Genomic DNA, 22,649 nt, shown 5'->3' with positions numbered 1-22,649 from the left:
GTTGAGTAATCAGAATTTACGTGTAGGGAGAAGCATATTCTTCCCAAAGGGTATACTTCGCCCCTACTTAAATATTCCCGAATAGGATACTAGGAGGAATTAGTAATGTCCCGTATTTCTCGCCGTCATTTCTTACAATTCGCTGGCTCAACTATAACTACTTTGGGATTGAGCCAGTTAGATATTATCAACAAAGGAAATCGCTACGCTCAAGTTCTGGCGGAAAATACCCCGCGCAAGCTTGCTCTTTTAGTGGGAATTAATGATTATCCAGCAAACGAGCGCTTTCTTAGAAATCTGGAAGGATGTGTTACTGATGTTGCTTTGCAAGAAGAACTCTTGGTTCATCGTTTTGGTTTTAATCCCAGTGATATTGTCAAGTTGACAAGCAATCAAGCTCCCGCTCAACAGCCGACGCGCAACAATATTCTGACAGCGTTTGAAGAACACTTAATTAAACAAGCTAAACCGGGAGATGTGGTTGTTTTCCATTTTTCCGGTCACGGTTCTCGATTGCGCGACCCAAATCCTATCCAAGGTTGTGCTAATCAGGCATTCAATGATGAATTTAATAGCACTTTAGTCGTTGCCGATGAGGGGCAAAAAGATTTGGCACCAGACATCATGGGGCGCACTTTGTTTCTGTTGATGTCGGCTTTAAACACAGAAAATGTCACAGTCGTACTAGATAGTTGTCACTCTGGCGGCGGTACTCGTGGTAACTTTCGAGTGCGTTCTGTACCCGGCGATAAACTCAATCCCAGTCCTGAAGAAATCGCTTATCAAAAAGGCTGGATGGAACGGCTGCAACTGTCCGAATCCGAACTGGCTCGTCGGCGCTGTGCAGGTGTTGCAAAAGGGGTTGTTTTTGCCTCTGCTCAACGAGAAGAAGAAGCTTTAGATGCTGAGTTCGATGGCTTTTCTGCTGGTGCGTTTACCTACCTGATGACGCAGTATCTCTGGCAAAAAACCGATACGGTGGGAAGCGCGATCGCTCAAATTACCACTGGCATAAATTCGCTTTCTAGTCAAGTTCCTTTAGCAGATGGCGACCCCAAAAAACCAGTTTATTTCATCAACAAACAACTCCCTCCGACTGATGCCGTAATTACCAAAGTAGAAGGCGATAAGGCAACTTTGTGGTTGGGAGGAGTAGACTCTGAAAGTCTAGAAGCTTTCCAACCCGGTGCCACATTCGCAATTGTCGATGACAAAGGGCAAACATCGGGAAAATTGCAATTAATCTCTCCTCGTAGCGGCTTAAGGGGAGAAGCGAAACTGGTAGACAAAGCAACTAATACATCTCTAAAACCAGGGACGCTGCTGCAAGAAGCAAGTCGGGTTGTGCCAGCAGATTTGAAGTTAAGCATTGGTCTCGAGCCGTCTTTAGCAGGAGAGACGAACGCGGCTAAACAGGAACTCTCCGCGATTAATCGCATTGCAGCGGTGCCTGCACAACCGGGAAATGTCCCCTATCCGGGAGGGGTGCAGTACATCTTCAGTCGGATGACGGCAGATTATCAGCAAAAACTGCAAAAGCAAGGGGCAAATCTTCCAGCCGTCGGCAGTATTGGTTTATTTACCGAAGGACTGGAACTGGTGCCGAAATCCTTTGGCGAACCAGGGGAATCGGTAACGGCAGCGGTGGAGCGTCTGGCAGCTAAACTCAAATCTCTGTTAGCAGTTCGGATTATTAAAAAGACTTTGAATGCCGATTCTTCGCAGCTTTCTGTAGAAGTTTCGATGAACTTGGTAGAACAACCCAATCAAACCCTTGCTAGAACTTCCAGTCGAGGTAGAAACACTCGTCAGGAGTTGGAACAAACTTATGCTAATAAGTTACCAGTGAATAAACTATTTCAGTTTCGAGTTACCAATCACGAGTCTAGCGACCTCTATCTGACAACTCTACTGATTGACTCGACTGGGGGATTAGTGGTGGTGTTTCCCTATCAGTGGCCTGCGTCAAATGAGACGATGAAATTACGACCCAATCAAACGCAACTAATTGGCGACCCGCAACAGATGAAATTGAGAGCGATCGCAACCGGAACAGGAGAAGCGCTGGTAATTGTCAGCCGTTCACCCCTAGAAAGAGCTGTCAAGACATTAGCATCTCTAGCCGCTGAACTAAATCAAGATAGAGGAGCGTTGGAGTTAAAAGAGCCAGTTGAGGTGATGGGGGATTTACTTGATGATTTGAGTGGTGAGCGTGGTGGAATCGCTGTAGAAGCCATACCCATGAACACTTCAGAGATGGCTACTTTATCAATCGCCTTTCAGGTAAGCGATTAGAGACTCACGGATTTAGAAGGAAAGAAAAAAGCATCTGAAACCGCTGTTGAGCAATTTCATCCTCAACTGAGGCAAGGAAATTGTCAAAATATTTACGAACAGCGCACTCTTCGGAATCTTTGGGAAGAAGTTGAGTGAATTTTTACATAACCTCCCAAGATGGGAGATATATATAAGCAGTTCGCTAACCCACTGCTAGAGAATTCTGCTATGAATTATAATCTGCGTCGCCTTAGCGTTGTTACTGCAACCTTGCTCATCTCGTTGAGTTGTCCGTTACAAGTGGTAGGGCTTACTTGGGGAAGCAATACGGTTTTGGCGCAGGCGCAGACAACAGAACAACGCGATGATGAGGCGTTACGGCTGTATCAATTAGGTATTCAGCAGTTAAATAAAGGACAGTTTCGAGAGGCGTTAGAGACGTTTGAGCAGATTTTAATCACTTTTAAAGCAATTGGCCATCGCCAGGGAGAAGGGACAATCCTCCACAATATTGGGTTCGCTTACGCCAACTTAGGACAGTACCCACAAGCGTTGGCGTATTTTCAACAAGCTTTAGCAATTGCTCAAGAAATGAGTGACAAGGTAACAGAAGGTAAGACGCTCAACGGTATTGGGCAAGTTTACAACTCCCTGGGACAGTATTCACAAGCATTGGAGTCTTATCAAAAAGCCTTAGCGATTACTAAAAAAATTGGTGACAAGACAACAGAAGGTATGACGCTCACCAACATGGGGGTAGTTTATGACAACCTAGGACAGTACCCACAAGCCTTGGAGTCTTATCAGCAAGCCTTAGCGATTATCCAAGAAATTGGTAACAAGGTAGTAGTGTATGACAACCTGAGCCAGTACCCACAAGCATTGGAGTCTTATCAACAAGCCTTAGCGATTGTCCAAGAAATTGGTAACAAAGTAACGCAAGGGATAATCCTCAACAATATGGGAGTGGTTTATGGTCGCCTAGGACAGGACTCTCAAGCCTTGGAGTCTTATCAACAAGGCTTAGCAATTGCCCAAGAAATTGGTAACAAGGTGGGAGAAGGGACAACCCTCCACAATATTGGAGAAGTTTACCGCCACCAGGGACAGTACCCGCAAGCGTTGAAGTATTTTCAACAAGCTTTAGCCATTCGCACTGAAATTGGTAATCAGGCACAAGAAGGGACAACGCTCAACAATATGGGGGTCGTTAACCACAACCAGGGACAGTACCCACAAGCATTGAAGTATTTTCAACAAGCTTTAGCAATTGCTCAAGAAATGAGTGACAAGGCAGCAAAAGGGATGGCACTCCACAATATTGGGGCAGCTTATGACAAGCGGGGACAGTACCCGCAAGCGTTGAAGTATTTTCAACAAGCTTTAGCCATTCGCACTGAAATTGGTGATAAAGCTGGGGAAAGTGCGACGCTCAACAATATTGGGGGAGTGTACAATACTCAAGGTAAATATGCTCAAGCCGAAACCACTTTATTCGCAGCTATTAAGATTCTGGAATCTCTACGAGCGCGACAATTAAGAGATGACCAAAAAATCTCTTTTTTTGAACAACAATCTGGTTCCTATAGCTTTCTGCAACAAGCCTTGGTTGCTCAAAATAAATTTGACAAAGCACTCTTAATTGCCGAGCGCAGTCGCGGTCGTGCTTTGGTAGAGTTATTAGATTCTAAATTAGCAGAAAACCCTAGCAATCTACCCGATATAAAACCTCCAACAATTCAAGAACTTAAGCAAGTTGCTTTTGAACAAAACGCAACACTCGTTCAGTATTCGATTGTTGATGAAGCCTTCAAAATAAAAGATAATAGAGAATGGCAACAAAAACTCTACATTTGGATAATTAAACCTACGGGTAAAATTGCTTTTAAAAAAGTAGACCTTAAATCTCTGAATCAATCCTTATCAGTTCTCGTTACCAACAGTCGTGATGATATCGGTGTTAGAGGTCGCAACATCTTTGATGTAACTGTTATTAATCCCCAAGGCGAAAACTCGACCAAAAATTTACAACAACTTCATAAACTACTCATTGCACCCATTGCAGACTTGCTCCCAAAAGACCCTAATGCGCGTGTCATCTTTATCCCGCAAAAATCGTTGTTTCTCGTCCCCTTCGCCGCACTACAAGACGAGCAAGGCAAATACTTAATTGAAAAACATACCATTCTCACTGCGCCTTCAATCCAAGTCTTAGATTTAACCCGCAAGCAAAAACGAATTGTGGAGACGCGAAATTGCACTTCGTGCCGCTTCGCTAACGCGTCTCTACAGGATGTATTAATTGTTGGCAATCCTACCATGCCTAAAATTAAAATTGGGAAATTAGAGGCAAACTTAGAGCCTCTGCCTGGTGCAGAAAAAGAAGCAATTCAAATTGCTAAATTATTCAATACCAAAGCACTTACAGGTAGCAATGCCACCAAAACGGCGGTAATGCAGAAAATGCAGAAAGCTCGTATCATCCATCTGGCTACCCACGGCTTACTTCATGATTTTAAAGGCTTCGGTGTTGTACCGGGAGCGATCGCGCTTGCTCCTTCTGGTACACCTGACGACGTAGTTGATGGCTTACTTACCGCCGGCGAAATCTTCGACATGAAACTAAGCGCCGATTTAGTGGTTCTCAGCGCTTGCGATACGGGACGCGGAGACATTACAGGTGATGGTGTGGTTGGCTTATCTCGCTCTTTAATTTCTGCGGGAGTTCCCAGCGTCATGGTCTCGCTGTGGGCAGTTAATGATAATTCTACAGCCTTTTTGATGACAGAATTCTATCGCAATTTACAACAAAATCCTGACAAAGCTGTTGCACTACGTCAAGCAATGCTGACAGCAATGAAACAATATCCCAATCCTAAACAATGGGCGGCTTTCACCCTTATCGGAGAGTCCGAGTAACACTGCAAAACATTCGACTTTAGACAAATCTGTGTAACATCCAAACTAAGAAAGTCTTGATTATTACCTAGTGGCTGGAACTCTCTGCCCTCTTTGGCATAACTTCTCCTCGCTGGGATATATACAAGCAGTTCGTTAACGTATAGGGAACATTGTCTATAAATTGTCATTCGTCCAATAAACGTGACTCAAAGGGCATGAGGGTAGTAGCAACGTCAAATACGTAACAAATAACAAAAGATAAAATATTAGGTAAGCAAATGGATAGTCAAATCTTAGGAGCGCACTACCAAATCCACCAGGAATTAGGAAAAAAAGCTGGTCGAAGGACACTTTTGTGTAGCGAACAAGCGACTGGAGAATTAGTGGTTGTCAAGTTACTAACTTTTAACAGTGATTTTGAGTGGGATGACCTCAAACTGTTTGAGCGGGAAGCAGAAGCTTTAAAAAACTTGTCACATCCAGCTATTCCTCGTTACTTAGACTATTTTGAGATAAACGCTTCCGAGCTAAAAGGATTCGCTCTCGTTCAAAGTTATATTCCTGCACAATCTTTGTCACACCATGTCAAAGCAGGTCGGATTTTGACTGAGATAGAAGTTAAAGAAATCGCTAACGCTATCTTAAAAATTTTAATTTACCTACACCATCAAAATCCGCCATTGATTCACCGAGATATTAAACCCAGTAATATTTTATTGGGTGATAAGTCTGGTAATAGTGTTGGCAAAGTTTATCTGGTAGATTTTGGCTCAGTGCAAACTGTCGCCGCCCAAGAAGGCGCAACTCGCACAGTAGTGGGAACTTATGGATATATGCCTCCAGAGCAATTTGGTGGGCGTACAGTTCCCGCTTCAGATTTATACAGTTTAGGTGCGACGTTAATTTATTTATTAACAGGTGTCCATCCGACAGATTTACCACAGAAAGATTTTCGCATTCAATTCGAGCAAAAAGCAAATCTTAGTCTGACTTTTAGTAACTGGTTGCGGCGGGTGTGCGAACCAAACTTAGAAAAGCGTTTTGATTCGGCATACCAAGCTCTACAAGCTTTGAATCAAAATCCCAATCTTGTAGCTATCAATCGACCACTTATCAGGACAATTCAACTTAGAAAAAGTAGCAAATTTCTAGAAATTTTCATGCCGCCAGAACACTTAGATTTTTTTGAGGTTTTGGGAACGTTTATTTTTATTTCATTTGCTATAGGAATTGGAACCCTGTTCTTGTACGCTTTGTTTGATGAATTCAATATGACTTATCTGCTGCCTATAATATTTTTATTAGTGTACTTATATTTCCTTTCATCGTACTTTATTAGTAAAACACTTTATATAAACCAGGAAAAAGTTATTTTTACTAAAGAGGTGTTTGGATTTTTGAAATTTCATTTAGCTCCAGAATCACCGCGAGAGGAAATTGTCAAATTGGTTTATTTCTCCGAATACGTTGACCAACGTGAAAATTATCACGGTAATAGATATTCAGTAACTGTGGGCGCACAATTGGAAATTTGGGCTGGGATTTATAAGTATAAATTTCCTGGTGCTAGCATAAATTTACCCAAAGAAGAAGTGCAATGGCTGGCAAAAGAATTAAGCACTTGGTTGGATTTGCCGATTTTATATGCAGATAAGCAAGTTTAAAAAAATAAATTAGGGCGAACAGGTATTCAATACAATTAAATAATCCCTAGAACTATCGCTAAGTAAATATTCTGTTTGTTTCAATCGAAATTAGAAAAGTTTAAGGAGTAATATTGCTTATGCTAGTGAATAAGATATTAGATGATCGCTATCAAATTCAGCAGGAGTTAAGCAAAAAAAACGGACGAAAAACCCTCCTAGCGCATGATTTGCATACGTCAGAATTAGTAGTTATTAAATTACTATCATTAAGTAGTGATTTTGAATGGGATGACCTTAAATTATTTGAGCGAGAAGCGGAAACTTTAAAAAAACTCAGCCATCCCTCGATTCCTCGTTATTTAAATTACTTCGATGTAAATTTACAAAACCTAAAAGGATTTGCTCTAGTACAAACCTATATTCCTGCAAAAACTCTAGAGCAATATTTACAAGCAGGTCGAACTTTCACTGAAGAAGAAGTAAAAGAAATAGCTCTATCTATTTTAGAAATTTTGATTTACTTGCACGAACAAAACCCACCTGTCATTCATCGCGATATCAAGCCAAGTAATATTTTATTAACCGATAGGTCTGGTAATAGTGTTGGTAACGTTTATTTAGTCGATTTTGGCTCTGTGCAAACTATTTCTGATAGCAAAGGTGGAACAATGACTATAGTAGGAACCTATGGCTATATGCCACCCGAGCAATTTGGCGGACGCACTGTTGCTAGTTCTGATCTTTATGGTTTAGGTGCTACTTTAATTTATTTAGTAACCGGAACCCATCCCGCAGATTTACCACAAAAGGATTTTCGCATTCAATTTAGGCAAAAAGCTAATCTTACCCCAAGCTTTACCAACTGGTTGCAGCAGATGACGGAACCAAGGTTGGAAGAGCGTCTGGATTCTGCAAAGCTGGCGCTACAATCGCTTAATGAACCACGGTTAAATCTCATTTGTAAGTGTGTTAAAAAGCCATTCGGAAGTAAAATTAAATTAACCAAAAACATACATAGTATAGAAATTTTTATTCCTCCATCTGGCTTTTTTGACTTAATCAAAGCTGGGGCTAGTATGTTTTTTCTTACTCCAATTATTTGGGGTTTAACCTGGTTTTTAACTTTTCAGTTTTTTTCTCTGGGTTTGGTAACTATATTGTTCCTACTCTTCTTCTGGCTACCATTAATGTTTCTAAGTTTATGGATATTAATTTTTTGGGTATGTTTCCCATATTCACTTATCGACTCTTTATTGGGTAAACGACGATTGCGTATAGAATCAGAGCTGATTTACTTCACCCATGAGTTGTTAGGATTTGAGTTTGAGTCTTTTCTCGCAATAAAAAATATTACTAAATTAATTTATAATCCAGGCGAATTTATTAATAAAGACAGAGAGCAATATCCAGATACTTTAGAAATTTGGGGTGAAAACCAAAAAATAAAAATTAGTAGCAGTATCAAATCAAATGTAGAAAAAGAATGGATAGCCCATGAATTAAGTGAGTGGTTAAATGTACCAATTACACAAAATTAGCTGAGTTTTCGGGTTGAAGAAATTTCAAATATACAACGGTTATTAAACTTAAATAAATACTGCAAAGCTTTTCTAATTTACTATAGGACAAGGTATATATAAAATTAATCCATATAAATTAAAACAGCAGCTACCGGAACAATAGAAAGGCCAGTAATTCCTCTGAATTAACTAGTTGCATAACCTGCTACGCCAGATAGGAGTAGTAATTCCCCATGCTAGGAGAAGAATAGATATTTTGCGATCGCAATTAGGCGATCGCAACCCTTGGGGTTCTGCGCGAGCATTCCGGGGAACGGGAACGCCTTCGGAGTCAGCTTCACGCTACTTCCAGGGAAACGCCTGCAAGAAATCTGAACGACAAACAGTGTTGGCTATTCCAGCGAGTTCTTCATCTATTGCATAAGTGCTGATGATCCAAAGATATATATTCTGCGAGCGCACAGCCTTGTATATAAAACTCGCATTGCTGTGTGTTCAACGGAGAAGCATCAACTCATCGTTTATTGGGTGTTGAAAGGTAGAACCAAGGAGCCAACGATGCAGAAAAATAAGTTGCAAATTCTGCACTGCAATTGCGGAATGCTTTATGTCAGTAAAGGTCGAGCTTTAGGAAACAAAATGACTTGTTCTAAATGCGGTCGAACTCCTCAGATAGAACAACTTAAATTAGCATCCTTTTCTTCAAAAAATATCCCCAGTCGCTCTACTCTTCTGAGGAATTACAACCGATTTTCAGCAATTTTTTTGACCAGACGCATTGTTTTAGCAGCAGTATCTATTGCCAGCTTGCTAGGGATGATGATTTATCTTCCTAGAACGCAACAAGGAACACAGTTATCTACCGTACCAGTTTCCTTAAAGTCTGCACGGAAACCAAGCCCAAACCGTCCTCCTGTTTCTCTTCAAAACGGCACTGATATTATCCCACCTCAAGATTTGCAGGGATTTGGGAAGCTAAAAATTATTAATGGAACGACCCGCGATGCGGCTGTAAAACTTGTAGATAGCGTCTCTGGAAAGACGCGCCGTTTTGTGTACGTTCAGGCTAATCGAGAAACGAACATTGCAAATATTAGCCCTTGTAACTGTCGCTTAAAGTTAAGTATGGGAATAGATTGGGAACAAAAAAAACAAAAGTTTTTGCAGAACCCTTCGTTCTCGGAATTCAGCAATCCTTTGAATTTTAAGGAAATCAAAAAAGAAGCTGGAGTAGAGTGGATGGAGTATCGGGCCACATTACATCCTGTGCCTCACGGAAGCGCCCGAACAAAGCAAATTGATGCCAGTGATTTTGAGGAGAAATAAGTTGGTTAACAGCCGTAAAATTCGGTGTAATTCTCTTTAGAGATAACAGAAACGTTAAAAGTAGAATGCTTGTTGAATCCTCATAAACTGGCATTCATATAGGCAAACTGCAAAAGACCACCAGATAGGAGCAATAATTTCCCATGCTTGCAGAAGAACAAGTATTGCGCGATCGCTATCACATTCAATGCCAATTGGGACACAATTCTGGACGGCGTACCTTATTAGCGCAGGATTTACAAACCCAGGAACTTGTTGTGCTTAAGATTCTCACTTTTAACAGTGACTTCCGTTGGGAGGATTTAAAACTGTTTGAACGAGAAGCAGAAACCCTCAAATCTCTATCGCATCCGGCAATTCCCTGCTATCTTGATTCCTTTGAATTGCACTTACCCGATCGTCAGGGATTTGTACTCGTGCAAACTTATATTCCTGCAACGTCCTTGCAGGAATGGATTAAGCGCGGACGGACATTTAGCGAAGAAGAGGTAACACAAATCGCGAAAGCATTACTGAATGTATTGAGCTACTTGCACTCTGGCAATCCTCCGGTGATTCATCGGGATATTAAACCAAGCAATATTTTATTAACTAGCGATCGCTCTGCTCATCAAGTTGGAGATATCTACTTGGTTGATTTTGGTTCGGTGCAAACGGCTGTCCGAGAAATCGGGACGATGACGATTGTCGGAACCTATGGTTATATGCCACCCGAACAATTTAGCGGACGTGCTTTTCCAGCCTCCGATCTCTATAGTTTAGGCGCAACATTAATCTACTTGGTGACAGGGAGACACCCCGCGGATTTGTTACAAGAAGATTTGCTTCTTCAGTTTGAACCCGTGCCGCATCTAGTTCCCAGCTTTGTGCAATGGCTCAAGCAAATGACCCATCCCAACCGCAAGCAGCGATTTAGTTCAGCTCAAGCAGCTCTCGCGACATTAGAGCAGCCTTCTCTTCTGCAACTCCCATCTGTTGCATCAGCGACATCAACTCCTCTAATACTGCAAAAACCTCATGACAGTAAAATTTCACTTCTCAAGAATGCAGAAGCTCTAGAGATATATCTACCTCCAGAAACTACTAATGCAGGAGCGGGTTGTTCAATTTCCTTTATCTTCTGTTATACGATTTTGTCGTTGATGGCGTTAATTGGCTCTTTGTTTAGTGGTAATGGGCTACTAATCTTGTTCAGCTTATTTCTTTTAGGAGTAGGTCTTTCTAGTCTGTGGCAAGCTTTTTACATCAGCAGGGTAAACACGCACATTTATATCGATCGCAAGTCAATCAAGGTAACTCAAATAGCGTGGAAAATACGGCGGCTGGTTTTTCAGGCAAGTCGCAGTAACCTCTATAAATTGACTTACCTGAAGCGCCTCTATCGTCGCGATACTGAAGCGGGCATTATGGAGGTACCGCCAGAGCTAAAAATTTGGGCTACAGATGGAGTCAATTACACAGACGCCAGCTCTAGCTATCGCATCGGGCAATCGCTGAGTACGGACAGCGAAACCCGCTTCTATGGCTATCTGACAACACAAGAACTTGATTGGTTAGCACAAGAATTAAGTAAATGGTTGGAGTTACCAATTACCAGACAATAGGGTTAAAAGTTTTTGAAAATACTGCAAGTTATAGAGTTTGTTGCAGCTTTTGTATATAGCAATCCTAAATGATTCGTCAAAGTAAGATCCCCGACTTATTAGAGAAGTCGGGGATCTGATTATAAGAGTGATTTACTATGCCGACTATCTGACAATAATTGCCCAAAGACTCACAAATAGAGCGATCGCGCCCAGATGCTGAGGCAACAGCGCTCGGAAAGATTGACGAGCAATTTTTTGGGTTAATAGCATCGTCAACAGGAGTGAGAAAATTAGCGTTGTGCCTTGCAAAAATTCAATCACAGCCGGGTGTGCGACCAACACAGGCAACCCTTCACCGCTAAGACCGAAAGTTGCCATTGTTAGCGGCAAAATGCGTCCCGCTTCCCCTAAACCCAGCCGCCAATAGTGAGCTAAATTTGCCCCCAACACCAGCGGCAAATATCCATAAGCCAACTCTATAAACGAGCGAGGCTTTACGGAACCCTTAAAGAGTTTAATAGCGCTATAAGCTAAAAACGGCACAGTCGCAGGGACGATTAAAGCTACCAAGGAAAATCCGAAATGTTGCCAAAACTGGGTTAAATCCAGATGCAATCCCAAAGTTGATTGCAATTCCGGCAATCGATGGAGATAGACGCCTCCTAATAGCAACATTAACAGTGCCACTTCAGAGCCTTGGGGGATATGAGTTGTCCACAATTCAATTCCTGGCGGACGCAAATTTAACTCGACCGAACGGTGGGGACAAGCTTTAAGACAGGTCATACACAAAACGCAGTCTTTGTTATCTTCCAACTGAGCCGGGTGAGAGTACAACGGACATCCGCCGGTTTCTAAGCCTTCCCCTTTTTGAGGGCCACCTTTGTAGCATTGATACGTGGTGCATTCTGCCGAACAAGTTCCCTGTTGCGCTCTGAGTTCAGTCATTGACAGCTTGGCAAAAAGCCCATTCATCCCGCCAATTGGACATAGATACCGACACCAAAACCGCCGCTCAAAAATGGCGGAGAAAATCATCGCCCCAGCAGTAATTAATAACAGCAAACAAGCGGATAGGTAGGCAGTATCTTCTAAATGCCAGAGTTCTTCCCACAGGTAAATGAGGACAAATAGCCCGAACAAAAACCATCCGCCCCACTTCTCGGCAGATTGTCGGGGCCAACGCTTCAGCGATCGCCCTGGAAAAAGCCACTGAGAAAGCTTTTGGGTGACTTCCCCATAAATCATGAAGGGACAAACAGCGCACCACAGGCGTCCGACAAAGGGAAAACCGATCAATATCAAAGGCCACCACCACGCCCAAAATAGGTTTAGAGCTACATTTTCGGAGCGATGCTGGGGACCCAAAAATAATAGGGCGACGACAAGCGCAAAAGCACCCAAAGTAAAGCCGTAGTTAATCCGGTCGGGCCACCAGGAACTGCGGAGAAATCGCCGCAAGTCGGGATAAGCATTTAAAAGATTGACGCGAAATCGCTTTTTATGGGTTTCGACTGACCAGAATACTTCTTCGGTGAGCAGATTCGCACCGGCACATTGAACGAGTGCCCGTTCTACCAGACTTTGTAATTCTTTCAGGTTGCCGGGGAAATCATAGGCTTGTAAGCGGCGTATAGCTTCTGGAGCGACTTTGGGTTTGCGAGTGCCTTTGGCTCGACAGAACAGACGAATGTAGTATTCTACCTGGTCTTCAATATCCGCTTTTCGCACCCGCAGCGGCGGCACTTTAATTAAATGACCGACTTGACGCTCAATTGTCGGTAGGTGTTTTTCCGCAATCATCATAATGCGGGCTTGACACGAGCGGCTTGGGGCTGGGGAGTCTTCCGAACGGCTGAGGGGAGTGTAGGTATTGGTTTCTAATAATTGAGCCAGCTTCGGCGTTAACTCTGGGGGAAGTTCTTGGATGTTGTTAAGGACTAAAGTGCCTGTCCCCAGGGATTCAATTAGCCCTGGTTTGCCACTAGCACGACCAAATAGTTCTGCACCACTTGCTTGCAGCGTACTACAGTCTACTTTAACGATCGGTTCGCGCCGATAGGAAGAACCAAAGTGAACCAAAGCAGCAGTATTGTCTTTTTCTAGTCCCGGTTCCCCGAAAATCAAGACTGGACGCCTTGACTCAGCCGCCTCTTTGATTTGCTGGCGCAGCCGGACTGCATAGCGGCTTTTTCCCACCACCCCGCGTCTTGCCTTTGCTACCAGATAAGGGCGCAAGGCGGTTTGACGCTCTTGTTCGTAGTTCAGTTGAGACGATAGTTGAGCGAGTTCTTGAGCCAACCGCTGGGAGAACGCTTGGGTAATTTCGGGATATTGGGCGACTATTTTGCGAAATTGCTCTGCGGGAATAAACCACAGCGTGCATTCGCTGAGTGTCTTGATAGTTCTTTGAGCCTGCTGGTCTAACAGTAGCTCTTGTAAGTGAATGGTGGCTCCAGGAAGAAAACTAATCACCCAGGCTAAACCTGTTTGGTTAGCGCGTTCGCGTAGCGTCTCTGAAAGAGAATCGCCTTCTAGTTGCCCTTGTTTGAGAATATAGAGTCCTTCGGGGGGCGTTTCCTCCGCCACTAAAGTCGTTTGCGCTGGTACGACTTTTTCTTCCAGAAGTTGCGCGATCGCTTCTAATACTTCTGCCGATAGTACACCCAGCGCTGTTCTCTCTTGTAGCCATGTCACCGTGTCTTTTGATGTCATGGTTGCCTTAAAAATAAATTTCGCTTTACATTTTAGCCATTTTTTATAAAAAATATTAATTAATTAAGTTGATTGCCAAGATTAAAACAACTGAGATGAGCGAGCTTGTCAATCTGTGGGTTCCCCTAGCCTTATTGGGTTTGATAGTCTTAGCGGCGATTTTCTTTAGCCGCAGCAGTAGCTAAGGAAAATTGTTATCAAAAAGAAAAGGTTAACTTTCGGGATCGGAGAAATTCGGCGGTTCGACAGGGGTTGAGGGAGTGTCAGTCACCATAACTTTTGTCGCTGCTTCGCTAGCAATTCCTTGGGTTTGAGTGGAAGGACGGCGGCGCGATCGCTTATAAGCAGCCCTCTCAGCTTTTTCGCGCTCGTAGGCAATCAGCCTGCCATAATACTCGTGCTTGCTCAAATTCATCGACAAGAAAATGTGCTGGCGAGTATTGCCAAAACCTTTGCGGCTAAAAAACTTCACGGCTGGGACATTTGCGGGATCGGTATCCACCAGCATGAACCGCACCCCATCTTCAATCATCCGTTCTACCAGCTTATCAACGAGCTTGTCCCCGACGCCTCGACGCTGAAAATTCGGATTCACACCCAGCCAAATAATGTATCCATAAGTCCAGGATGCTTTGCTAATCACGGTTCCCAAAATGAACCCTGCCAGTTGTTCGTCGATTTCAGCAACCAGACAGTATTCCGGATCGGTATTGTAAAGTCCAATCACCTCCCATTCATCCCAGGTGCGATATAAATAAGGGTACAAATTGCTTGTAAATACAGCTTCTCCCAAGTGGTAAACCGGGGCAAGATCGTCAATTTCAAGGTCGCGGATATAGATGGAAGAGTAGTTAGATGCAGGCTCGTTTTTATCAGGATTTGTCATAAATTTTGATTTTTTATTTTTTACAGGGAAACTTCCTGAATATTCGCTAAATTGGGTAGCCAATCTTGATGAGAGAAATTTTCTTCACTGGTAAGATGCGAAGTATTTGAAAAATTGCGATCGCGCTGACACCGAATCGCAAAATTACAGTCAGGGCAACGATTAGCGTTTTCTGGAACTTGAGGGAAATCTTCTCCTTGCTGATAACGTTGCAAATAATCGGTTAGCTGCGTCAACAGTTCTGTTAAATCCCTTTTCGTTTGCTCGTGTTGAGCGGCATTATAAGTAAATTTGAGGCTTTCTGGTTGAGGCTGAGACTGGACAAACCAGTAAGTCATAGAAATCTGTTCTGGCAAATAATCGCTAGTTTCTGCCAAAATATAAAGATACAAGCGAGTCTGCCAATCTTTTTCTAACCAACGCCGATTTTTTGGTTGAGGATAAGTTTTCCAATCCAAAATTTCAGCAGATTGCGTGTCTTCAATGAACAAATCATAGATGACTGTCAATAAATATCCCTGAAAATTCAGCGTGCGACAATGTTCGCTTTGGCGGAAGGTTTTCGGGTTAGATATCAAGATTTCTGGTGCTGCATCCACCAATGCCGTCACCCAACGATGTAATTGGGCGTCCTCTTGCACCAAAGATTCTACCGGCAATCCCAGTTCTCGCTGCTGCATCAATAAGTGAAAGCGACTGCCCCAATTTTGCCGTTCTAGTTGTTCTGGATTGGTGGGTGAACTCAGTTTATCTAAGTATATTTGTTGAAACTTTCGAGGACAAGTTTGTAGTAGATTCAGTTGTCCTTGGGACAAGCGGAGCAAAACTTCTTGCGTAGATTCCATCTGATTAATTGCTAACGGGTAATGATTTTTAGATAACTGGATATTATTTATGTGTAGTAATCCCAATTAATTCGTCAAATCCTCTTTTTCTTCCTTGGCATCCTTCGCGTTCTTAGTGGTTCGTAAAAAAAAGACTAACCCCGCCCTATTTTGCAGGAATTTATCTTCCTAATGGCTAATAGTCATTAACCATTAGCCACTAGCCATTAACCTAAGCTTTCGTTAAGACAAACACGCTGCCTTCATTGCCTCGACCTATCCGCAAATCCTCATCTAGATAAGTAGTATCCAGCCAACCTTGCTGGTTGCTGCTGTCGATACCAAAATCCAAAGCTGGAAATCGCTGACCGCTTTCAATTTGCCGAATAAATGCTGAAGGCGACTGATAGTTAATGAGACGCTGTAAACCAGAAATAGAACGCTCAAATTTTACCAAGACACGACGTTCAGAAACTGGTTCAAACCGAGCAGCAACGCTAACAAATCCTTCCAGATAGGGTAAACCATAAACTTCAGCAATATTGTAAACTTTGGCGTCTTTGGCTCGAATGCATTGATAGATTTGACCGAGTTTGAGGAATGGCAGTTGGTCAATGGTTAATAAACCGCGACTGGTGGTGTAAAGTAGTCGCCAATTGCCATCTAGTAGGTCAGTTGCCTCAACCGGACGGGGAGTAGGGTTGAGGTCTTCCAATCGGGCAACCGCTGAGAGAATCGCTATTTTGTCGGTTTCGGTTGCTAGCAGTCCGCGATTTTGAGAAGCGATCGCTTCCAACAGTGCTGCTTTCCTCATTTCCTCCTAGACCTCTCTTGTGGGTGACTTCTCTACCCCCAGCTTAACTTTTGTTCAATACGCAGATGGCATCAGCGACCAGTTGATAAGTTTGATAACAACTCCCTTGACACGCAATAATCTCCACGCCAGCGATCGCGTTTCTGGGAGTGGTAAACTCAATATGTCTAGTTAGCTCCCAATCCGAAATCCTCAAATATGTCAAATATGTACAACCCGTCTCTGCGTGAAGAACCTCGTCACCAGCTGGCTGGTCTGATTCCGTTACAACAAGAACCTTCCATTCTCGACTGGCTAGAATCTACAGGACGCTTGTTGGCGCGGGATGTTCAAGCTGAAGATAGTTTCCGCGATGGTGATGCAGAAATCTCCGATCTGATGGCACCGGATGATGTTTACGATGATCTCGAAGACGATGATGAAATCATCGATGTAGACGAAGATTAGTCAGACGAAAAGAATTCAGCACTCAGGCGTCAGAGTAAATTCTGGATTCTGAAATTCTGAATTCTGGTGTGAGAAGTGAACGAAAAATTTGTGGACGCTAAATTATTTTCTGGTCGGTCGTTCAACCCCTCAGGAACTAGCCTGCTAGCGTTACTGGCAGTTGGGCTTTCCCTAGGGACGATATTATTCGATCTGCAAGCAGGTGTCTTCCCATCGGTAGGCATCTCGATGACATTTCCCCTGTGGCTTTGCGCCTTGGTGACAGCTCTTTTAGGATATTGGGCAGTCCCCTTCCTGCAAGCCCTAAAAGCGGGTCAATTTATTCGGGAGGATGGCCCCCAAGCGCATTTACAAAAAGCAGGCACTCCGACAATGGGCGGGGTGTTTTTTGTGCCTGTCGGGGTAATCGCCGCCTTGGTGTGGTCTGGATTGGCTGTAGGCATACAAGGATTCTTTCCCGTACTTGCCGTATCAATCGTAACTTTAGCCTACGGTGCAATTGGCTGGGTTGACGATTGGCAAGTCATTAGACGCCGGTCAAATAAAGGCATCTCGCCCCGGATGAAACTCATTTTGCAGATTGGGGTGGGTGTTCTGTTTTCTTTGTGGCTAGTCTGGCATCAACCAGCAAGTATCACCACGATTGCCTTGCCTTTTGGTTTAGCGATTCCTTTGGGGTTACTGTTCTGGCCTTTAGCAGTATTTGTGCTAGTGGCGGAAAGTAATGCGACGAACCTCACGGATGGAGTCGATGGACTAGCAGCGGGAACGGGCGCGATCGCTCTTTTGGGACTCGGTGCCATTGTTGCTCCCGTGTCGCCAAGTTTAATGATTTTTTGCGCCTGCATGAGTGGCAGCTACCTAGGCTTTTTGGTTCACAACCGCAACAAAGCCCGCGTCTTTATGGGCGATACGGGTTCGATGGCGCTGGGAGGCGCACTGACAGCAGTCGGACTTCTGACGAACAATCTCTGGGCGCTGTTTATCCTCAGCGGTATTTTCTTCGTGGAATCGCTCTCAGTGATGGCGCAGGTGGGCTACTATAAAGCCACCAAAGGCCCGGATGGGATCGGCAAGCGTTTATTTAAAATGGCACCGATTCACCACCATTTAGAACTGAGTGGCTGGAGTGAAACCCAAGTGGTTGCCGCCTTTTATCTGATTAACGGCATTTTAGCTTTGTTGTGTCTTGTCCTCCGTTAGTTAAAATAGCCGTTGTCAATCATCCTTTGGTGTCTAAAACCGCACAAGCTGGGCGTCCACCAAAGGTTTGAATCGCTCCAACTACATCCACAATGGGCAGCAGCAAAAAACAGGGGAATAGAAGAAGGCAGTTTTTAATTTTTTCTGTTCTCCTATCCGGAATTTTTTGCCTATACATCCAACTCATGCGTCTGGGTTATGCTGTACCGCTGCCCTATCTTCTGCACGTCTTTTGCTGGAATAATTGTTCCGATAATCTTTTTTCAAATCATTTACATCCTAAAGTTCTAGGAAATGGTCTTTTAAACTATACGCATCAGCTTACACAGCTAGTAGATTCTCCAGAAATAGACAAGAATAAAGTCTCTATACTCATTGAGAAATCCAGGTACAAGCTGACAGTTTATTACGATAAAAAGCCCCTGAAGTCTTATCCAGTGGTTTTGGGCTTCAACTCAGTGGATGATAAGCTAAAAGAAGGGGATGGCAGCACGCCAGAAGGCATATTCAAGATAAAAGACCTCTATACCCATCCTACGTGGTCAAAGTTTCTCTGGCTGGATTACCCAACTAAAGATTCTTGGAGAAAACATATCAAAGCCAAGGGAAACGGAAAAATAAATTGGCTTGATTCAATCGGGGGACAGGTAGGAATTCACGGTGTCCCTGATGAGCAAGACTTTTTGATAGAAAAGCGCTCAAATTGGACATTAGGCTGTATTTCTTTAAAAAATCGAGATATGGAAGAGTTATATCAAGTTGTGAAAAAAGGAACGGAAGTCGAAATTATTCAATAAAATCCCAAGTTTTAATTTTTAATCAAGGTCTGCGATCGCTTGTTTTACCGAACCGACTGAGTTGGTAGCGATCGCACCCCCTCCATCCGTCCACCTGAAGGAAAATCAAAGCCCCATCGCTAACGCATCTGGAAATTCTAGGCTTCGCAAATCCAGCGACGATCCTTTTCTCTCCTGCTAACCGAGTAGGTAAGGGAAAGCACATCTGTCAAACAAAAATAGACAATTTTAGTGCGTTCAATTATATTATTGATGGTTGCATTTGGATAGTCCAGAAGTCCGAACAAATAGAGGTTCAAAAAGTTCGTTACATTAAAAAAAACAGCAGCAAAGGAACACAGCTGTTAAGAAAATACTGTTACAGGACTTACGCACTGAAAGCTTGAAACCTAGAACCGACATAACCCCCCGATAAATTGGGGGAACCGGAAAAGTCCCCCAATTTATCGGGAGATACAAGGGGGATCTCTGCGTAAGTCCTATATTAAAAAAACGTAGCGGCAAGGAAAGATAAATGACAGGAAAATTGTTACTGGTAGACGACGAACCCGGACTGCGCGAAGCAGTCAAAGAATATCTGCAAGACAGTGGTTTTACCGTTCAGGTTGCCAGTAATGCTGGTGACGCATGGCAGATGTTGCAGAAGAACCAGCCGGATTTAGTGATTTCAGATGTGATGATGCCCAAGGTGGATGGGTATCAATTTCTCAAGCAGCTGCGGGAAGATCCTCGCTTCAAAAATTTACCTGTAGTATTTTTAACGGCTAGAGGCATGACAAGCGATCGCATCCAAGGCTATCAAGCGGGGTGCGATGCGTATCTCCCGAAGCCCTTTGATCCAGAGGAATTGGAGGCAATTGTCAAAAACTTACTGGAACGTCGCACCACTCCAACTAGCACCACCGGCGGTAACGATATTGAGGACATCAAGCAACAGATTGCTGCCATCCGGGGGATGTTAGAAGATACAAATCGAATCCCCCAGTCGCCTTCCCATATCCGCATAGACTTAACGCCACGAGAGCAGAGTGTTTTAGACTTGGTTGCGGAAGGATTGATGAATAAAGAAATTGCCCGACGCTTGGAAACCAGTGTCCGCAACGTTGAGAAGTATGTTAGCCGCTTGTTTAGCAAGACAGGGACGAATAGCCGCACCGAGTTAGTGCGCTATGCCCTTGAACACGGTTTGACTCGATAACTGTCCTCGCTCTCAAAACGTTTAGGGGAACGGGCTTAGCCCTTTCCCTTACGTGTTTTTTTATCTATATCTGTGCTTGTCTTTAAGAGCGATCGCACTGGCGATTCTTAAGAACTGTTGCGTTTATTAAAGAAACTTGTGCTTTTCTCATTGATCCCTTAAGGTTGCTGGTATTCTTCATTTAATACAATTCAGAAATTAAAAGAAAACCACATGAAAGTTTCACAAGCGCCACATCTGGGTCAATCAGTTTCTCTAGCAATTCTTTTAGTATTGATGAGCGTCAGTGTTACCGTCCTGATGGTTATTCAAAGTGGAATCTAACTTTAAAAATAGCTAATTTTTGCTAATTTTACCTAAACAAAAGCCGCTCCGCAATGAGCGGCTTTTGTTTGGCTAAAAGTGACATGATATTCCTTTAGATGGAAGCGGAAAGTGATTAAATACGTAGGTATTTGTTAAATCAAAAGTTGTAGCTGCGGGTGCCACCCATTCGTTTGTAAAAATCAGCCGAATGGATTTTAAAAGGTGAAAGGGTTCACCATCGGTCGTAGCGTAGCAAAATAAATCATTGCTTCACTCACTTCTGGTATGCGAGTTCTATTTGTTTGTACTGGCAACACCTGTCGCAGCCCGATGGCACAAGCGCTATTTCAGAAAAAGATTCGGGAACTGAGGCAAAGGCAGGAAATCTTAGCCCAAACTGAGGTGCGTTCAGCTGGACTTTATAAATTTAAGGGGATACCCGTTTCGCCCCATACTCTAACGGTATTGGCAGAGTACGGAATTCAATATGACTGCGAACCGCAAGGGTTAAAGCCAGAACTCGTCGAATGGGCAGATTTAGTGCTGACGATGACAAAGTTTCATAAATATATTGCGATCGCGATCTATCCGGAGGCGCTCGACAAGACTTTCACGCTCAAAGAATTTGTCGGGGAACAAAATTCCTTAGATATTCGCGATCCCGTTGGCAAATCTTTATCCAGATATCGCCACTGCGCCCAGGAAATCGACTTGGCACTCAATCTTTTACAGCAGAAGCTAGTCCACATCTTATCGGAAAGCAGCTTTGGTTCTTTTTCATTCCCCACGCCTCAACCCTTACCCCGCACCCTACCCCTGTTCAGGTGGCTGATTGGACTGACTCGGTTAACTCAGAAAACGCGCACTTGAGACATGACTTCATTTTTGAATATCCTTATGAAGGATTCACTGCGTTCTGGTGGCTGTTAATCTAAATAAATATAGATGTGCTGCGCCGCATTGAATTCGGGCTTCCCATGCAAAAACGATTTAGATAACAATGTTTAACTATTCCACCTTTACCGCAGCATTGGTGCGAGAGACGAAAGCCCGTGAAGATGCGCTACCGCTGATGGATGAAACCCGCGGCTCTCGGTTTTTTCTTTACTCTAATCCTACGGACAAAGTGTGTCTGTTCTTTCATGGGTTTACTGCCACTCCAGAACAGTTTGTGCCGATAGGAGAAGCTTTCTTTAAGGCAGGCTACAACGTCTTGATTCCTTTGCTCCCTGGGCATGGAATTGCAGGCAATTGGGATGGAGATAACCCTCCTCCGCTTCCCGAAGAACAAGAAGTTTATCAACAGTTTGGGATTTACTGGCTACAACAAGCTCAAGCTTTGGGAAGAAAAGTGGTGGTGGGAGGGCTTTCTGGTGGTAGCACTTTAGCAGCTTGGCTATCCTTAGAACGCGCCGTACAAATTTATCGGGCTTTGCTGTTTGCCCCTTATTTGAGTGGTAGCCATAAAGTAGTCGATTTGTTTGTGCGGGTATTTAATATCTACTTTGAGTGGAAAACTGCACCAGGAGTCGCACATTTTGGCTATGACGGCTTTCTGATGCCATCCTTGCGACTGTTTTTAGACATGGGAAAAGATATCTTTGAGCGGGCAGAAACGAGTTACGCTGCGCCCATGTTGATTGTGTCGAGTGAGAGCGATCGCGCAGTCGGCGACGAAGAACATAAAGCTCTGTTTAAAACCTTACTCCCGCAACAACCCAAGTGCTGGTATCACCGCTTTGACCAAACTCTGAATATTCAGCACAATATGATGACCAAAGCAGAGGGAAATGAATACGCAGACTTAGTAATCGCAGTGGCTAAAGCCTACGTCGAGAGCGATTTAACCTGGGGTGAAGTCGAGGAGATGCGCGATCGCTTGCAGCAGGGTGACTCCTTCCACAGGGTAGTGAATCAACTCCATCTGAGTCAACGGGTTTCTCCCGATCTGTCTACCGTCATGCCATTGCTAGCCCTGGATTAAATAAAAGTCAGTTATAGCAACCGCCAAGATAGTTAGGACGTAGAGTAGAGATCACCTGTGGTCCTGAAGTTATTCAAGCTGCTCATGGCAAACCCCTATAGTTATGACCTGCGTCAGAAGGTGATCCAAGCGATCGAGTTAGACGGCATGAAGAAAAGTGAAGCCGCACAGGTGTTCCAAATTAGTCGCAATACGATTGACCTATGGCTGAAGCGGCGA

General features: G+C 43.7%; 18 protein-coding genes. 14 read left to right on the top strand and 4 right to left on the bottom strand.

Annotated elements, in window-relative coordinates:
- The first annotated feature begins 105 nt into the window (after positions 1 to 105).
- The 7 genes from NDI34_RS08660 to NDI34_RS08630 all read left to right on the top strand — a co-directional run bounded on the left by NDI34_RS08660 (position 106) and on the right by NDI34_RS08630 (position 11,274).
- Positions 106 to 2,295, top strand: a complete 2,190-nt coding sequence (locus NDI34_RS08660; RefSeq protein ID WP_348232430.1) for a caspase family protein — start codon at positions 106 to 108, stop codon at positions 2,293 to 2,295.
- 210 nt (positions 2,296 to 2,505) lie between these two features.
- Entirely contained in the window at positions 2,506 to 5,196 is a 2,691-nt protein-coding gene (locus NDI34_RS08655) for a tetratricopeptide repeat protein (protein WP_348232429.1), read from the top strand.
- 260 nt (positions 5,197 to 5,456) lie between these two features.
- Positions 5,457 to 6,842, top strand: coding sequence for a serine/threonine-protein kinase (locus tag NDI34_RS08650; protein WP_348232428.1), 1,386 nt, complete (start codon positions 5,457 to 5,459; stop codon positions 6,840 to 6,842).
- 119 nt (positions 6,843 to 6,961) lie between these two features.
- A complete protein-coding gene (locus NDI34_RS08645) occupies positions 6,962 to 8,362 on the top strand; it encodes a serine/threonine-protein kinase (RefSeq protein WP_348232427.1) in 1,401 nt (466 codons plus the stop codon).
- Positions 8,363 to 8,537: 175 nt separating this feature from the next.
- Positions 8,538 to 8,768: a hypothetical protein gene (locus tag NDI34_RS08640; RefSeq protein WP_190414862.1), complete on the top strand. Its 231-nt coding sequence runs from the start codon at positions 8,538 to 8,540 to the stop codon at positions 8,766 to 8,768.
- Positions 8,769 to 9,160: 392 nt separating this feature from the next.
- Positions 9,161 to 9,670: a hypothetical protein gene (locus tag NDI34_RS08635; protein ID WP_348232426.1), complete on the top strand. Its 510-nt coding sequence runs from the start codon at positions 9,161 to 9,163 to the stop codon at positions 9,668 to 9,670.
- A gap of 143 nt (positions 9,671 to 9,813) precedes the next feature.
- Entirely contained in the window at positions 9,814 to 11,274 is a 1,461-nt protein-coding gene (locus NDI34_RS08630; protein WP_348232425.1) for a serine/threonine-protein kinase, read from the top strand.
- Positions 11,275 to 11,418: 144 nt separating this feature from the next.
- On the opposite strand, the gene NDI34_RS08625 is transcribed toward NDI34_RS08630, so the two are convergent.
- The 4 genes from NDI34_RS08625 to NDI34_RS08610 form a co-directional block, all read right to left on the bottom strand.
- Entirely contained in the window at positions 11,419 to 13,971 is a 2,553-nt protein-coding gene (locus tag NDI34_RS08625; protein WP_348232424.1) for a sigma 54-interacting transcriptional regulator, read from the bottom strand.
- A 211-nt stretch (positions 13,972 to 14,182) separates the two neighbouring features.
- Positions 14,183 to 14,857, bottom strand: a complete 675-nt coding sequence (locus NDI34_RS08620) for a GNAT family N-acetyltransferase (protein ID WP_190414858.1) — start codon at positions 14,855 to 14,857, stop codon at positions 14,183 to 14,185.
- Positions 14,858 to 14,877: 20 nt separating this feature from the next.
- Positions 14,878 to 15,702 (bottom strand): PD-(D/E)XK nuclease family protein, encoded by an 825-nt coding sequence (locus tag NDI34_RS08615; RefSeq protein WP_190414857.1) that lies wholly within the window; start codon positions 15,700 to 15,702, stop codon positions 14,878 to 14,880.
- A 211-nt stretch (positions 15,703 to 15,913) separates the two neighbouring features.
- Positions 15,914 to 16,495, bottom strand: coding sequence for a PAP/fibrillin family protein (locus NDI34_RS08610; protein ID WP_190438285.1), 582 nt, complete (start codon positions 16,493 to 16,495; stop codon positions 15,914 to 15,916).
- Positions 16,496 to 16,702: 207 nt separating this feature from the next.
- On the opposite strand from NDI34_RS08610, the gene NDI34_RS08605 reads away from it, so the two are divergent.
- The 7 genes from NDI34_RS08605 to NDI34_RS08575 form a co-directional block, all read left to right on the top strand.
- Positions 16,703 to 16,942 (top strand): DUF3134 domain-containing protein, encoded by a 240-nt coding sequence (locus NDI34_RS08605; protein WP_190414854.1) that lies wholly within the window; start codon positions 16,703 to 16,705, stop codon positions 16,940 to 16,942.
- A gap of 90 nt (positions 16,943 to 17,032) precedes the next feature.
- Positions 17,033 to 18,145 (top strand): phospho-N-acetylmuramoyl-pentapeptide-transferase, encoded by a 1,113-nt coding sequence (gene mraY / locus NDI34_RS08600; RefSeq protein ID WP_190415028.1) that lies wholly within the window; start codon positions 17,033 to 17,035, stop codon positions 18,143 to 18,145.
- Positions 18,146 to 18,237: 92 nt separating this feature from the next.
- Entirely contained in the window at positions 18,238 to 18,942 is a 705-nt protein-coding gene (locus tag NDI34_RS08595) for a L,D-transpeptidase (protein WP_348232423.1), read from the top strand.
- Positions 18,943 to 19,456: 514 nt separating this feature from the next.
- Positions 19,457 to 20,140, top strand: coding sequence for a response regulator transcription factor (locus NDI34_RS08590; RefSeq protein ID WP_190414852.1), 684 nt, complete (start codon positions 19,457 to 19,459; stop codon positions 20,138 to 20,140).
- Positions 20,141 to 20,731: 591 nt separating this feature from the next.
- Positions 20,732 to 21,316 (top strand): low molecular weight protein arginine phosphatase, encoded by a 585-nt coding sequence (locus tag NDI34_RS08585; RefSeq protein WP_348232422.1) that lies wholly within the window; start codon positions 20,732 to 20,734, stop codon positions 21,314 to 21,316.
- Positions 21,317 to 21,446: 130 nt separating this feature from the next.
- Positions 21,447 to 22,430 (top strand): alpha/beta fold hydrolase, encoded by a 984-nt coding sequence (locus tag NDI34_RS08580; RefSeq protein ID WP_348232421.1) that lies wholly within the window; start codon positions 21,447 to 21,449, stop codon positions 22,428 to 22,430.
- 84 nt (positions 22,431 to 22,514) lie between these two features.
- The coding region (locus NDI34_RS08575; RefSeq protein ID WP_348232470.1) for an IS630 transposase-related protein at positions 22,515 to 22,649 on the top strand (135 nt) is incomplete at its 3' end.

The organism is Trichocoleus sp. DQ-U1, assembly GCF_039961925.1.
In the GTDB taxonomy this organism is placed as follows: Bacteria; Cyanobacteriota; Cyanobacteriia; order Cyanobacteriales; family FACHB-T130; genus FACHB-T130.
This window is presented reverse-complemented; position numbering and strand designations above follow the sequence as displayed.

Bases quoted from the DNA above. Each gene is read 5' to 3' on its own strand.
- NDI34_RS08660 (WP_348232430.1), top strand. From the start codon at position 106: ATGTCCCGTATTTCTCGCCGTCATTTCTTACAATTCGCTGGCTCAACT.
- NDI34_RS08655 (WP_348232429.1), top strand. From the start codon at position 2,506: ATGAATTATAATCTGCGTCGCCTTAGCGTTGTTACTGCAACCTTGCTC.
- NDI34_RS08650 (WP_348232428.1), top strand. From the start codon at position 5,457: ATGGATAGTCAAATCTTAGGAGCGCACTACCAAATCCACCAGGAATTA.
- NDI34_RS08645 (WP_348232427.1), top strand. From the start codon at position 6,962: ATGCTAGTGAATAAGATATTAGATGATCGCTATCAAATTCAGCAGGAG.
- NDI34_RS08635 (WP_348232426.1), top strand. From the start codon at position 9,161: ATGATGATTTATCTTCCTAGAACGCAACAAGGAACACAGTTATCTACC.
- NDI34_RS08630 (WP_348232425.1), top strand. From the start codon at position 9,814: ATGCTTGCAGAAGAACAAGTATTGCGCGATCGCTATCACATTCAATGC.
- NDI34_RS08625 (WP_348232424.1), bottom strand. From the start codon at position 13,971: ATGACATCAAAAGACACGGTGACATGGCTACAAGAGAGAACAGCGCTG.
- NDI34_RS08620 (WP_190414858.1), bottom strand. From the start codon at position 14,857: ATGACAAATCCTGATAAAAACGAGCCTGCATCTAACTACTCTTCCATC.
- NDI34_RS08615 (WP_190414857.1), bottom strand. From the start codon at position 15,702: ATGGAATCTACGCAAGAAGTTTTGCTCCGCTTGTCCCAAGGACAACTG.
- NDI34_RS08610 (WP_190438285.1), bottom strand. From the start codon at position 16,495: ATGAGGAAAGCAGCACTGTTGGAAGCGATCGCTTCTCAAAATCGCGGA.
- NDI34_RS08605 (WP_190414854.1), top strand. From the start codon at position 16,703: ATGTACAACCCGTCTCTGCGTGAAGAACCTCGTCACCAGCTGGCTGGT.
- NDI34_RS08595 (WP_348232423.1), top strand. From the start codon at position 18,238: ATGGGCAGCAGCAAAAAACAGGGGAATAGAAGAAGGCAGTTTTTAATT.
- NDI34_RS08590 (WP_190414852.1), top strand. From the start codon at position 19,457: ATGACAGGAAAATTGTTACTGGTAGACGACGAACCCGGACTGCGCGAA.
- NDI34_RS08585 (WP_348232422.1), top strand. From the start codon at position 20,732: ATGCGAGTTCTATTTGTTTGTACTGGCAACACCTGTCGCAGCCCGATG.
- NDI34_RS08580 (WP_348232421.1), top strand. From the start codon at position 21,447: ATGTTTAACTATTCCACCTTTACCGCAGCATTGGTGCGAGAGACGAAA.